Below are 14,361 nucleotides of genomic sequence, written 5' to 3'. Positions count from 1 at the left end.
CTAACTAACTATTCACTAGATCCGTCCATTCATTCTTGCAGCTTGTTGTAAAGGATCCCATACCCCATTGAAAGGTGGGGCATATGCTAAATCTAAATCGAGTAAGTCCGGTAATGTCATTTTATTGTATAAAGCCGTAGCAAAGACATCAATACGTTTATCTACACCAGCAGGTCCAACGATTTGTGCCCCTAATAGTTGCTGATCTCTCTTTTGCACAACAATTTTAATATACATCCGTTGTGCGCCTGGGTAGTAGCCTGCAATATGACGTGCTGAGAGTTTATATGCCTCGTAATCGAACCCAAGCTTTTTGGCAGTGTTTTCATTGATGCCTGTAGTAGCGATTGTCAAATCAAAGAATTTCATTATAGAGGTGCCAACAATGCCCCGAAACGGTGCAAACTTTCCAGACATATTCAGTCCAGCTAAGCGCCCCTGCTTATTTGCTGTCGTTCCAAGAGGTACATAATCTAAGCGTTCCTTTACAATATGAAAATGGGTTGCACAATCTCCAGCCGCATAGATATTCTCAACCGACGTCTCTAAATGGCGGTTAACAACGATGGCTCCATTTTTAGCTAGTGCAATGTTTGTCCCATCTAAAAATTGTGTGTTCGGTTTTATGCCAGCAGCGACAATTACTAAATCCGTCTCTAACACGCCATTATTTGTAATGATTCGTTCAACTCGTGAAGAGCCTTCAAAGCCTTCAACATTCGTATTTAATAGAAGCTCTATTCCTTGCTTTTTCGCCTCATCATGAACATGCTTTGCTAGTTCTTCATCTAAAATATTGGCAACTTGACTACCTCGTTGTATCAGTCGAACTTTTTTATTACATGCATGAATCGTTTCGGCCATTTCAAGTCCGATATAGCCTCCACCAAGAATGGTCACCTGTTCGATATTTGGCGATAAATCAGTAAGTAATTCTTCTAATCCAGGTATTGTTTTAATTTTATGAATACCAGCTAATTCTGCACCTTTCTTTACTGGCATTATCGGATCCGCTCCAGTAGCGATAAGAAGCTTATCATAAGCAATTTCGAATGGTTCGCCTGAAAATTGCGTACCCATAACAAGCTGGTTCTCTACATCGATGCGTTCGACCTCATGTCCAACGCGCGCATCAATACCGTATTTATCACGGAATGTCTCCACATCTCGCGCGATTAGGCGCTTTGTCGATGAAATCCGACCATCTACTACATAAGGCAATCCACATTGTCCATATGAATAAATAAATCCACGCTCTAAAGAGGTAATTTCTGCCCCTGGTACATTTCTATAAATCTCCATAGCGGCTGACATTCCCGCCGCATCTCCCCCAATAATTACGAACTTCATCCTACAAACCCCCTTATTCATATCCTAATTCTATATACTGGTTCATATATAGAGGACACGTTCCGCCTCACACAGCGACTTTAAATCAATGTTAACAAAAAGCGAAATACAAATGCACGTTTCCAGTACTACCATTTTCTAATTTATCGTGACAAAAAAACAGGTAAAGAAAAACAATTGTTTTTCTCTACCCGTTTTACGTACTTAAGCTTTTGTGATTTCTTCTTTGCAGAACGTTAAAATTTCTTCTAATTCATCATCTTCCAGTGCAAAGTCTAAATACTCTCCCTCTGCCTTCTCCATAATGAAATAATTTAAAATAAATGGAGCTCCTTCTTTTTCACCAATTAAAACACGAATTTCAATACCTGCTTCATGGTATAGCTCATCCTCTTCGTCAATGTCCACATCTAAAATAAATTCAAAACGTTTACCTTCAATAATATTCGTCGGATCTAAAATTTCTTCCATCGAGAATTGTGTAATATCCATTTATACTAGCTCCTTTATCTTTACCTATTCTTTTCTATAATAAATCAATTTCAGCATGGGTCAACTAGAAAACCTGTATACACCTTCATGCAATTATGACACAATAAAATAAAACTTTTAGCCTTATGCTATTTTTCAGCAATCAAAATGAGCTAACAGTTAACGCTTGGCAAGCTACATACCTATTACATAAAGGAGGCTTTTTAATGAAAGAGCTACTATATTATCAAGACGCTATGCAACAAGAGTTTACAGCAACGGTTGTACGTACCGGTAGTGAGCCGGATGGACGCCAGTACGTTGTGCTTTCTAATACCGCCTTTTACCCTACCGGCGGTGGTCAACCACATGATACAGGTACTTTAAACAATACTAACGTAATCGATGTCGAAAAGATTGACGATGAAATACGCCACTATATCGAGGGTGAAGCTTCCACTCTTTCTGGCGAAGTACATGGCAAATTGAACTGGAAGCGCAGATTTGATCATATGCAACAGCACGCTGGACAGCATATTTTAACAGCAGCATTTGTCGAACTTTTTGATGCACCAACCGTAAGCTTTCACCTCGGTAGTGAGCAAGTTACAATAGATATTGCTGTAGACTCATTATCAAATGAACAGCTTGCGGCAGCTGAAGCTCGGGCAAATGCTATTATTTTAGAAAACCGTCCAATAGAAACAAAATGGATTACCGAACAGCAACTTGCTGACTATAACTTGCGTAAAGAGGTAGCTGTCACAGGAGCTATTCGTTTAGTCATCATCCCTGATTTCGACTACAATGGCTGCGGTGGAACACACCCGACATCTACAGGGCAAGTTAGCGCAATTAAAATTCTAGGAACAGAAAAAATGAAAGGCAATGTACGGGTCTCCTTTGTATGCGGAGGGAGAGTTTTAGCAGAGCTAGCGATGCGCAAGACCGTACTGGCGGACGTGGCTAGACAGTTAAGTGTGCCAGAAACCGAAGCAGCAACTGCCCTTACAAAGCTTTTAGCAAGCCAAAAAGCGACAGAAAAAGCGCTTGTAGCGGCAAGAGAGGAATTGCTTACCTATGAGGCAAAAGCATTAGCTGCTAGTGATACACATATTATCGCTATTGCTTTTCATAATCGCACGATACAAGAGCTCCAAAAATTAGCCCGTTTTATTGTCGCTGAACGTGCTGATGTGATTGCCCTACTTGTTTCAGAAAATGAAGATAAATTACAATTTGTAGCTGCTCGCGGTACACAAGTAGACACCAGCATGAAAGAGCTTGCTACAAACGTTTTACCATGTATTAATGGTAAAGGCGGTGGTAGCGATCAAATGGTGCAAGGCGGTGGTGAGCGTATTATTGCTTGCGAACAACTGCTCACTGCTATGCAAGAAGCGCTACAATAAATCTATATACAGTAACAAGCCTCGCACAGCAAAACTGCTATGCGAGGCTTGTTGTATAATGGCTTAATTTTTTTAATCAATTAACTTTGAAGTTTTTAGGAAGCGCTCGATTATTACCGCAACCTCTGCACGTGTAATATTATCTGCTGGGGCTATCATTTGATTGCTTCTTCCTGTAACAAGACCTGTTTTCACCGATAGGGCAATGTAACGTTTTGCATCATCAGCTATTTGTTGATTGTCACTAAATGGGGCTAAAATTGAATTAATTTCATCCTCTGTGATACTTGTATTGATATTCGTTAGGGACAATGCTCTGGCTAAAATAGTCATCGCTTGCTGACGTGTTATTTTATCATTTGGTCCAAATTTGCCGTTACCATAACCTTGAATAAGATTATATTCTGTAGCTGTATTTAAATAGTGTGCGTACCATGCATCTTGTGCAACGTCGCTATATTTTATTGTACCTTCACTTGGCTTCAACCCTAAACCGCGCACCATTATTGCGACAAATTGCGAACGTGTAATATCTTTATTTGGTTCAAATACACCCTGACTCGTGCCATCAATAATGAAGCGAGAGCTAAGATTATTAATGCTATCCTTTGCCCAATGGGTTGTTACATCATTAAATGCAACAGGATGCCATACGACCGTATATAAACTATTTGTTAAACTATTGATTACTGCATAGTGCTTTCCTTCTTTTTGAACAACTTTCGTTGGCACGTGGTAAGTTGTGCCATCTGGTCTCACCACAACAGCTGTTGTGATTTTGCTTAAATCCGTATCGTTTGGAAGTGCAATTGTACGTTCTATATAGGTGTTAAATTTACTAATTTCACCTGTAGTGTTTCCAAATGTATAAGTCACTTTAAAGTCAATTGGCTTTGTCACTAAAGAGAAATTCTGTTCATTTGCGGCAGTATCTACTATTTGTGCTGCTTCTGCCGTTACTTTAGAAAACTCTATACGAATTTTAATATCTTTTAGTGCAACTGTTGCGCCTAATTGTTGCGAGATAGCATCAATATTAATTTGTTGGGCAGGTAATTTGTAAGAGGCTGTCGGTGTTTGGACGACAATTGTTGCCTGCTTATTCTCCATAGTTTTCACGATTTCACCATTTAGCTCACCGATCATCATGTCTGCATTGGTGTCACTAATAGGAATCGTTATGATAGCGTTATTACCTGTAGTTTGTAGCTTTTCTTGAAGTTTGGCTGAATCCGCCAGTAGTGTAATTACCTTCTGATTATTAACTGTCGATTTTATAGCCTTACCAAGTGACATCTCTTCACCATTGACGATAATAATTGCTGCATCTGACGGTGCCGGATCTGGTGTCGGCGTTGTGCTTGGTGTGTCAGAGCTATTGTTACTATCACTTGTAGCAGGAGGCGCTTCCTTTGATATTAAAATTGTGTAGAGCTGATACGCTCCATCAACCGCCGTTACTATCACAGAAATTGTATTTAAACCTGTAGCTAGTTTTACAGACTGTGTAGCGAGTGTTCCGTTTACAGTCACTGTGGATTTGCTATCTTCTACAGTCGGTGTAATGATGACACTATCTACTCCAGCAGAAACTTTCGCTGTATATGTTTTTATATCTTTGTTAAAAGCAGGGCTTAATGTACCGCTTGAAATCGTTAAATTTTTCAAATTCGCATTTGAAGAATTTGATAAAGCTTTCACAATAATTGTGAATGTTTTCGATTCTGTTACATTTCCTTTTGAAATGGTCGCCGATAACACTACAGATTGATTACCCTGCATTGCAGTCGGTCGAGTCACCTTACCATCATTCGCTATAATGTCAGACATATTGGATGACCAACTAATTGTTGTGCCATTCTTACCTACAGTCGGTAATGTAAGTTTTTGTGTGACTGATGTTGCTGAATCCCCTGCGCTATATATCACTGCCAAGGAACTTTTATCGTTTTGCACTTTATTCGACAGCACTTGATAAAGTATGGTATTGATTTCAGTTTGTAACATTTCAATTTTATCAAAACCTTCAATAGGTCGAACTTGAAGCAATTGTTTACACACTTCATCTTGTTCTTCCGTAGTTAACAAATTGTAGTCACTCAAGTCCAACTGTGTTTCTTCTTCAAATACTGTCCATAACTCAAAAGCATCAACAGCACTATTGACATTTATTAATAATGAACGAGCTATGAGAGCATTTAAATAGGTCTGTCTTAATAGAGTAATTGAATTATAACCAGCTTGTGGACGCTTCTCTATCATCCAATTGGCTAATTCGTTCTGATCCGCTAATTTGAAATTCAAATACAATTGATGTGCACCAGATGTATAGTGTAATACATTCCAATCACTAAGCATTGCGGATTTCATATCCTCTATATTACTAGCATTATTAAAAGAACCTAAGTCATTTTGTGCTGCTGAGGCGTTAGACATTGGCGCTAAGCATAGCGCCAATGCAATTAAAATGAGCAATAAGCTTGATCCTTTATTTTTTTTGTATCGAATACGACTCACCCATTTCTGATCAAAATATAAAACACTTATTAGTTCGCTTTATTTATTAATAGTAGAATAATCACCAGGCTGTAACTGTCTCCATTCAGAGCTTTCAAAGATAGAAGACCCTGATTGGAATCTGCTATATCGTGCAAGACCACCATTATTCGGTAAAAGAGCAGTTGTCGAAGTTGGATCTCCTAGTAAATCGACGATTTGGTCATTGCGCTCTAAAGCGATTGCTACAATATAACTACCATTTTCAACATGGAACTCATTATTATAATATTGAGCATTTGTTAGATCAAAAAAATCATAAAATATTTCATTAATTATGATGTAATTTGCATTATTTGCTCTAAAAATCTCTACTCTCTCAACATTGCGAGTGCTGGCTGTTGGATTATACTGATGAAGTACAATTTCATATCCTACAGTTTCTTCAAACAAATTAGGATTAGATAGTTGGATGACATCTCTACCGCTCCCACCTTGTAAAAAATCAGTTATAAAAAATGTAGGTGCTTCAATAGTTACTATAAAGATTGTTGACACTTGTCCACCATTACCATCACTAGCAGTTACCATAATCCTGCTAGTTCCGATTGCTTTCGGTTGTAGTGAGAGAGTAGTCCCATTTAAAGTAACAGCAGCAACTGCCTCATTACTTGAATTCACACTTAATGTTAGGGCATCTTGATCTTCGTCGGTAAATACATCGTTCAGTTCTATATTCCAAATAACTCCATTTTCATTTCCTCGTTGATCTTTAATCGTTTTCGCTACGATTGGCGCATGATTAGAAGAAGCTGCTGTAACTGTTACTGTAAAGTTTGTTGAAATAGTGCCCCCATTGCCATCAGTAGCCGTTAAAGTAATCGTAGCAGCACCAACTTTTTGGGGTGAAATGCTCAAAATTGTGCCATTCAAACTAACAGTAGCTATGTCTGTATCATTCGATACGGCACTCAATGTTAAAACATCATTATCTGCATCTGTAAATACATTGCTAATATCAATAGTACTATCCGCGCTATTAACAGCTAATGTTTGATTTGTAAGAGCCTCTGCTACTACGGGATTTGTATTGGCTTGAAGTAAAACCTCCACTTCGAAGCTGGTCATAGCTCGTCCTACCTTCCCATCATCTGCAGTTACTTTTATTCTTGTATTGCCAGGTGCTACCCCTTCAATAATAAGTTGGTCGCCGGTAACTTGTGTCGCAACAATTCCAAAAGGAGATGGCACCACCTTATAAGTTAATGTGTCTCCATCGGCATCATAGAAAACCTTACTTAAGTCAATCACCTTTTGCGGTTGTCCCAGCGTAATAGTTTGCTTTGGGATTCTCTCAGATGCTACAACAATGGGCGATTGATTGTTAGAAGCCGCATAAGTAGAGAAACTAAGAATAGTAGAAATGACCAACATTAGACAGAGCGTTACTAAAATTTTTCTCGTATTTACTTTAATATCCAACACGAAGCCTCCTCTAATAATGTAATTGTTTTTCTTTTGATAATGCTTGTTATGTAACCCTTAAAAACGTTAAAACATCTAAAAATGTATAGATGTCCTGACTGATTATATCAATCGAAACTCTCCAATTTCTCTCCAATCCAGTGTGTAAATCCTTCCGATTCATAAAAAAATAAGCTGTCCAAATCACTTTGGACAGCTTTAACATGTATTTTATAATTTAAATTTTTGGATGGCTCCATGTAGACGGTTTGCCATGTCCGACATTTTTACAGTTTGCTTGTTCATTGCCTCTACCGTGTTCATTTGCTCGGCAGTAGCATTTTTCACTTCCGCTACATAATCACTTGCTGCATGGGCAGTTGCCGCCATTTCTTCCATAGAGGCAGAAACCTCTTCTGTATTAGCTGACATTTGTTCTGCGGAAGCATTCATTTCCTCAATTTGACCTGCTATTTCACCGACAGCTTGAACTATCTCTTCAAAGCGCTCTCCTACTGCTTCAATTGCTACTAGACCTCGCGCTACATTCTCTTCGCCATTTTCTGCTGCTTTTACAACCTCTAATGTGTGTGCCTGTACTCTATCAATTAATATATTAATTTGAGCAGCAGAGCCAGCTGTTTGCTCCGAAAGTTTTCTTACCTCCTCTGCGACTACGGCAAAGCCTTTGCCTGCATCTCCTGCACGTGCAGCTTCAATTGAAGCGTTTAATGCTAATAGGTTTGTTTGGTCTGAAATATCCGTAATCATTTTAGAAATTAGCTCTATTTCTTTCGATTCCTGTTCAAGCTTATGGATAATGTCCAGTTCTATAGCTGTTCCACGTTGTATTTCATCCATACGGCTAATCGATTGCTGGACTGCTCCGTTACTTTCACTTATTTTCTCGGAAATAAAATCCGTATTCGTAGCTATCGTTGAAGCAACTTCAGCAAAGTTTTGAATACCAAGTGCCATTTGTTCCATCGCTGAGGCACTTTCCTCCGCCATTGCCGTTTGACTTTGTGCGCCACGATCTACCTCACCTATTGCAAGTGCGATTTGCTCGGAATGTTTAGTGACAGCAATTACATCTCCCATTAACTCACAAGAGGTTTCATTTACCGCAGTCGCTTCTTTACCAGCTTGCGATATCATATCTCGCATATTATCTGCCATTTTATCTAAAGCCCGCACCATTGTCCCCATTTCATCAATGCGCTTCAAATATTTAGCTGGGATTTCTTGTGTAAAATCTCCCTCTGACAATCCTTCACTAATACGAAGTACGTGGCGAAGCGGTTTGCTTACAGATTTCGATATCGCAAACGAAATCAACATTCCTAAGATAGAGACGATAATCGTCATTATAATAAAGTTTGTCTTCAATTGTGAAAGCCCTGCTAGCATTTCATCCTCTAGTGCGACGACCCCCATTTTCCAACCATTATCTAACGTATGATACCCCATTAAACTTGTACCTTGTTCCTTTGTATCGAAAGAGAAATAGCCATTTGTATTACGAATCATTTCTTTTGCAGCTAACGATTCCCCTGTTATTTCGCCAGATTCTTCTGCGGCAGAAATTGCATTCACTTGCTCTTTCACAAGGGCATGGTTCTTATGTCCGATAACGGTACCTTTTGCATCTAACATAAGGGCATAACCATTTTCTCCAACTTGAATGTCTTCAACAATGTTAGATAAATAATAACCATCTATACGCGCTAACAATAATGCTTTTTCACCTGTCACAGTATCGATTGGTGCTACGATTAATATAACTGGTTCACCTGTGACACGACTAATCGTGATTTCTGACATTACTGTCTTGCCTGTAAATCCTTGCTTTATATAATCTCGATCACCTAAATCTGCTGTTGTATTATCTAAATAATGGGCTACGCCATCAGATGTGATAATGCCAAAGCCTAGATAATTTTTACTATCATCCATACGCTTTGTTAAATAGGTTTTTTGCTCCTCAAAGTCCATACCACGGATAACTGCTTGTTCCGCAATAGCCTCCACTTCCACTAAAGCTAGCTGAAAGTGCTCCTCTATATATTTTGATACATCTGCTGCTCTCGCTATCAAATTCGATTCAACCTGTTCTTCAACTGCTTTTGTACTATTCATCCATGTAGAAAAACCAAGGGTACCACATGTAACAAATACTAAAGCGATAATTGCTATAACTAATTTACCACCAATACCTTTAATCCACATATTCGCTTTGCTCATTTCTCCAAATTTATTTTTCATTATCATTTTAATTTTTGTAATTTTTTGCCCTTCTTCCTCAAGAGTAAGGTCACTATAACTAGAAGTCAATAAAAGTTTTCCAATAAGAATAAAAATTGTCTAAAATTGTATTTATCATCATACTCATAGTGCTTATAGTCTAATACATTTTATCCATACACTTCCTAAATCGTTATTAAATAGATTGTTTTAATGGATAAAATTAAAACTTTTTCCATGGTAATTTGATTATAATTTGCTTTTTTTGTTGATTATAAAAAATAGAACACAATCTGTTTACTTTGGAGGGGTGTATTTTATATGAGTGCAGATAAGAATGTCTCACGTCGTGATTTTTTAAAAACAACAGGTATTGCAGCTGGTACATTAGTCGGTGGTGGATTAATTGGTGGTCTTGTTGGCTATAACATCAACGGTAAAGGCACTTCTACATTAGAGCATGGTAATGGGACGACAAATGAAGCTGCCGGTTCACCTAAAGCAAAAATGTTTTTCATGAACGAACGCGATTTTAAAATTTTATCGAATGCTACTGAACGTATTTTTCCTAAGGATGATTTAGGACCTGGTGCAATTGATTTAGATGTACCTTACTTCATAGATCATCAGTTAGCCGGACAATATGGCAGTAATTCCAAAGAATATATGCAGGGACCTTTTGGTGAAGGCTCTCCTACACAAGGCTATCAAAGTCGCTTAACACGCGCTGAAATTTTTAAACAAGGCATTGCCAAAATGGAAACGGAAGCTCAAAGTCGATTCAAAAAAAGCTTTAATGATTTAGAGGGCAAGCAAATGGATGAACTATTAACAGCTTTTCAAAAAGGTGACATCCAAATGAGTGGTGTAACTTCCGCGTTCTTTTTTGCACTATTACGTGCCGCTACTTTAGAAGGTGCATATTCAGATCCTTTATACGGTGGGAACCGAAATATGGAGGGTTGGCGTATGAAAGGCTTCCCTGGTCATCAAATGGCTTATATCACAATGATTGAAGATACTAAGTTCCAAAAAATTGAACCAAATCAATTAGGCAATCACTAATCTAAGGGGGGTTTATAAATGGCAACAACATTACCAAGTGTAGACGTTGTAACAGTAGGTGTTGGGTGGACAGGTGGCATTGTCGCTGCTGAGTGCTCGAAAGCTGGATTAAAGGTCGTTGGTTTAGAACGTGGTCAGAAGCGTGGCACCGAGGATTTTTTAAGTATTCATGATGAATACCGCTACGCAATTCGCTATGATTTAATGCAAAATCTTTCAAAGGAAACAGTTACTTTTCGTAATAATCGAAAGATGCAAGCTTTACCGATGCGTCAACTCGGTTCCTTTTTATTAGGTGAGGGGCTTGGAGGGGCTGGGACGCACTGGAATGGTATGACATTCCGCTTTTTACCGTATGACTTTCAGATTAAAACAATGACAGACGAGCGTTATGGGGCAAATAAATTAGGGCCTAACTATCTATTGCAGGATTGGGCACTAAACTACGATCAATTAGAACCCTATTTTGATAAATTTGAAAAAACACTCGGCATTTCAGGGGATGATAAAAATCCGTTTGCAGGTAAACGCTCAAGTGCCTATCCAACACCTCCTATGAAAATGACGCCTATGCTACAACAATTTGAGAAAGCAACGAAAAATCTAAAATTATCACCTTATATGGTTCCTTCTGCTAACATCTCAGAAGTCTATAAAAATCCTGATGGTGAAACAATTAATGCTTGTCAATATTGTGGCTTCTGTGAACGTTTCGGTTGTGAATATGGGGCAAAATCTTCCGCGGAAATTACCGTAGTACCTACTGCTTTAAAAACAGGAAATTTCGATTTGCGCTTTAACTCTAACGTTGTAGAAATTTTAAAACAGGGTAACAAGGCAACCGGCGTAAGATATATCGACACGGTATCTGGTGAGGAGTTTATACAGCCTGCGAATATTGTCGTATTAACAAGCTATGTCTTCAACAACGCTAAGCTGTTAATGGTTTCTAATATTGGTCAACCATATGATCCAACAACAGGGAAAGGAACATTAGGCCGAAACTATTGTTATCAAATATTACCTGGTGCTAGCGGATTCTTTGATGAACAATACAATACATTCATGGGTGCAGGGTCTCTTGGGATGAGTATAGATGATTACAATGGGGATAACTTTGACCATAGTGAATTAGATTTTATCCACGGTGGCAATATAGCGCTTACTCAAACAGGTACACGTCCTATTAGCTCTAACCCAACCCCTCCTGATACGCCAACATGGGGACCCGAATTTAAAAAGCAGTCTATTCATTACTATACACGTTCGTTTGGTATTGGTGCTCAAGGGGCTTCTATGCCACATAAAGAAAATTATCTGTCTCTTGATTCCAATTACAAAGATGCGTATGGGTTACCGCTCGTACAATTAACCTACAACTTTACTGATCAAGATCGTGCACTGCATAAATTTATTTCAGCTCGCGCTGCGGACATTATGAAAGAAATGGGTGCCAAAACGATTGTACCTAATGCAGAAATTACAGATTATAACATCGTCCCTTATCAAACGACACACAATACAGGCGGGACAGTTATGAGCTCAACACCAGATAAGGGCGTTGTGAACAACTATTTACAACATTGGGATGTAGAAAATCTTTTTGCTATAAGTGCTGGAAGCTTTGCTCATAATAGTGGCTATAATCCAACTGGTACCCTCGGCGCACTAGCTTATCGTTGTGCAGAAGGTGTTGTGAAATATAGCAAATCAGGTGGTTCTTTAGTGTAGGGCAGCTATCTTTACTATGAAAATTGGAGAGGAGGATGAAGCGATGGGAGGTCTTGGTGCAATCGGCATTCCTGGGTTAATTATCATTTTGGTCATTGTACTTATCGTTTTCGGTCCAAAAAAATTACCGGAAATCGGTGGTGCAGTCGGTAAAACATTTGCAGAGTTCAAAAAGTCAACAAAAGGATTAATGGATGACGACGATGAGCCTGCGAAAAAAGTAGAAAAAAAATCTGATGTTTCGTAGGAGGTTTCCTATGGATCCTTATGAAGAAAAAAATTATTTAAGTCCGCTCGATAAAAAGCAAACAGAGCCTCCATCCTTACAGGAGGCTTTTGTTGAAATAGCCAGTATTGACGATGAGCAGACAATTGTCGAAGATAAACCACTTTTCCCTGTAGACTCTCTACTGGAGCATATTACAGAACTGCGAAAACAAATCATTAAAGGGCTTGTCGTCTTTCTATTATTTTTTATTGTCGCATTTTCAACCATTAATATTTGGTTTCCTTATGTAACCCGTGGCCATTCACTTATTATATTAGGGCCTATAGAAGTCGTTAAGTTTTATATGACCATTTCAACTACTCTAGCCTTTGGTCTATCGATGCCCTTTCTCGTTCACTTTCTTTGGAGCTTTGTAAAACCCGGCTTAAAGGAAGAGGAAAGCCGTTTTCTCGGGCTCTATGCACCTGTAATGTTTGTGCTCTTTTTATTAGGTATCGCATTTGGCTATTTTGTTGTAAACCCACTTAGCTATTCATTTTTAGTAAGCTTAGGTGCTGCTAATTTTGATGTAATGGTATCTGCTAGTGAATACATGCATTTTTTAATTATGACGACTGTACCACTCGGCTTATTATTTGAGTTACCCATCGTTGCACTCTTTTTATCGTCCATTGGTTTACTAACTGCGGAATCCATGAAAAAAATACGAGGCTGGTCCTATATCGCTATGGGTGTTGGCTCTGCAGTTATTACACCACCTGATTTCATTAGTCAATTACTTGTATTAATACCGATGATTATTTTATACGAAATTAGTATTCATCTTGTTAAACGTATAGAACGTAAACAACTAGAAAGCACTGCGTAACTATAACGCAGTGCTTTCTAGTTATTTATTTCTGTTGCGGGCTTGAGTGCCTGGCAACCAGTGCTTATTTTTTCTTTAAATCCATGACAATAATTTCTGGTAGATTAAAAATTCGATATGGTACACTACTATTTCCTAGACCTCGGCTAACGACCATTTTGGTGCGTTCTTCCTCGTATAAACCAGCAGTGAACTTAGGAAACAGTCCCTGTCCTGGCGCCACAAGTCCTCCCATGCCAGGAATCCGTACTTGCCCACCATGTGCATGCCCCGAGAATACCAAATCTATTCCTTGATTTACATACGTACTAAACACTTCTGGTCGATGCGCCAGCAATAACTTTAGCATTTCTTCTGGAACATACGCTGTCGCCAACTCTAGCATTTCTTCTGTCGATCTACCCATTAACGGATCTTCAATACCAAGAATCGCCAAGCGCTCCCCGTCGCGCTCTAGCACGGTCGATTCATTAGCCATCACATGTACACCTAACGATGAAAGCGCCTCATAAATTTCATTAACCTTATTCGACGCCACTTCATGGTTTCCTAGTACATAATATACATCCGCTAATTCAACTAGTCCTTTAACTGCCTGTAGACTTTGTTTTAAATCGTAACGATTGCTATCAATCACATCACCCGTGATAAAAATATAGTCAGGATTCGTATCCTTAACCTTAGCAATCAGTTTTTGCTGATTGTTACCAAAGCGGGCATCATGTAAATCCGATACTTGTACAATGCGTAGCCCATCAAAGTTGGCAGGCACCTTTTCTGATTCGAATACATGTTTACTAACGACTAGCCAGTGATTGTTTACGTACAAAAAAATGACTATAAAAAGAATAAAAAAGATACCATATAATAATTTTTTCAATCGCAATCGCTCACTTTGCGGCTACTTTTTTTCAGAATAAAACTCTGACTACTCTATTATAAGCAAAAACCAAAGTGATTGTAAGTATATGCACTTTAATAATATAAAATGCATACAAGTACTATCTTCATATTCCTTCATTCTTTAGCAT

Annotated in this window: 11 protein-coding genes; 5 read left to right on the top strand and 6 right to left on the bottom strand. The window is 38.6% G+C overall.

The annotated features are described in order from the left end of the window. Positions 1 to 15: 15 nt before the first annotated feature. A complete protein-coding gene (locus LO754_RS00865) occupies positions 16 to 1,350 on the bottom strand; it encodes an FAD-dependent oxidoreductase (protein WP_231785394.1) in 1,335 nt (444 codons plus the stop codon). A gap of 204 nt (positions 1,351 to 1,554) precedes the next feature. Then, the gene (locus LO754_RS00860; RefSeq protein ID WP_024360765.1) at positions 1,555 to 1,842 is read right to left on the bottom strand and encodes a DUF6509 family protein; all 288 of its coding nucleotides are present in this window, start codon (positions 1,840 to 1,842) and stop codon (positions 1,555 to 1,557) included. A gap of 206 nt (positions 1,843 to 2,048) precedes the next feature. Between LO754_RS00860 and LO754_RS00855 the strand changes: the two genes are divergently transcribed. Next, complete coding sequence (locus LO754_RS00855; protein WP_229388224.1) at positions 2,049 to 3,233, top strand: alanyl-tRNA editing protein; 1,185 nt, start codon at positions 2,049 to 2,051, stop codon at positions 3,231 to 3,233. 72 nt (positions 3,234 to 3,305) lie between these two features. Here LO754_RS00855 and LO754_RS00850 read toward each other — a convergent pair whose 3' ends face one another. The 3 genes from LO754_RS00850 to LO754_RS00840 all read right to left on the bottom strand — a co-directional run bounded on the left by LO754_RS00850 (position 3,306) and on the right by LO754_RS00840 (position 9,527). After that, the gene (locus LO754_RS00850; RefSeq protein WP_231785393.1) at positions 3,306 to 5,708 is read right to left on the bottom strand and encodes an S-layer homology domain-containing protein; all 2,403 of its coding nucleotides are present in this window, start codon (positions 5,706 to 5,708) and stop codon (positions 3,306 to 3,308) included. An 81-nt stretch (positions 5,709 to 5,789) separates the two neighbouring features. Then, positions 5,790 to 7,211 carry an Ig-like domain-containing protein gene (locus tag LO754_RS00845; protein WP_231785392.1) on the bottom strand — a complete coding sequence of 474 codons (1,422 nt, stop codon included), beginning with the start codon at positions 7,209 to 7,211 and terminating at the stop codon, positions 5,790 to 5,792. Between the two features lie 213 nt (positions 7,212 to 7,424). Further along, positions 7,425 to 9,527: a methyl-accepting chemotaxis protein gene (locus LO754_RS00840; protein ID WP_231785391.1), complete on the bottom strand. Its 2,103-nt coding sequence runs from the start codon at positions 9,525 to 9,527 to the stop codon at positions 7,425 to 7,427. Between the two features lie 231 nt (positions 9,528 to 9,758). Here LO754_RS00840 and LO754_RS00835 point away from each other — a divergent pair, with 231 nt between their 5' ends. Genes LO754_RS00835 through tatC form a run of 4 tightly spaced genes read left to right on the top strand, consistent with a single transcriptional unit; the run spans position 9,759 to position 13,330 of the window. Next, positions 9,759 to 10,502 (top strand): gluconate 2-dehydrogenase subunit 3 family protein, encoded by a 744-nt coding sequence (locus tag LO754_RS00835; RefSeq protein ID WP_231785390.1) that lies wholly within the window; start codon positions 9,759 to 9,761, stop codon positions 10,500 to 10,502. Positions 10,503 to 10,520: 18 nt separating this feature from the next. Continuing rightward, complete coding sequence (locus tag LO754_RS00830; RefSeq protein ID WP_231785389.1) at positions 10,521 to 12,233, top strand: GMC family oxidoreductase; 1,713 nt, start codon at positions 10,521 to 10,523, stop codon at positions 12,231 to 12,233. Positions 12,234 to 12,276: 43 nt separating this feature from the next. Continuing rightward, on the top strand, positions 12,277 to 12,480 hold the full coding sequence (gene tatA / locus LO754_RS00825; protein WP_024360772.1) for a twin-arginine translocase TatA/TatE family subunit: 204 nt from the start codon (positions 12,277 to 12,279) through the stop codon (positions 12,478 to 12,480). Positions 12,481 to 12,490: 10 nt separating this feature from the next. Continuing rightward, the gene (gene tatC / locus LO754_RS00820) at positions 12,491 to 13,330 is read left to right on the top strand and encodes a twin-arginine translocase subunit TatC (protein WP_231785388.1); all 840 of its coding nucleotides are present in this window, start codon (positions 12,491 to 12,493) and stop codon (positions 13,328 to 13,330) included. 64 nt (positions 13,331 to 13,394) lie between these two features. On the opposite strand, the gene LO754_RS00815 is transcribed toward tatC, so the two are convergent. Then, positions 13,395 to 14,210, bottom strand: coding sequence for a metallophosphoesterase (locus tag LO754_RS00815; RefSeq protein WP_231785387.1), 816 nt, complete (start codon positions 14,208 to 14,210; stop codon positions 13,395 to 13,397). Positions 14,211 to 14,361 lie beyond the last annotated feature (151 nt).

This window comes from Lysinibacillus sp. GJ-1, from assembly GCF_021166035.1.
Taxonomy (GTDB): Bacteria; Bacillota; Bacilli; order Bacillales_A; family Planococcaceae; genus Lysinibacillus; species Lysinibacillus sphaericus.
The sequence above is the reverse complement of the archived record's forward strand: the minus strand, read 5'-3'. Positions and strand labels throughout refer to the sequence as shown.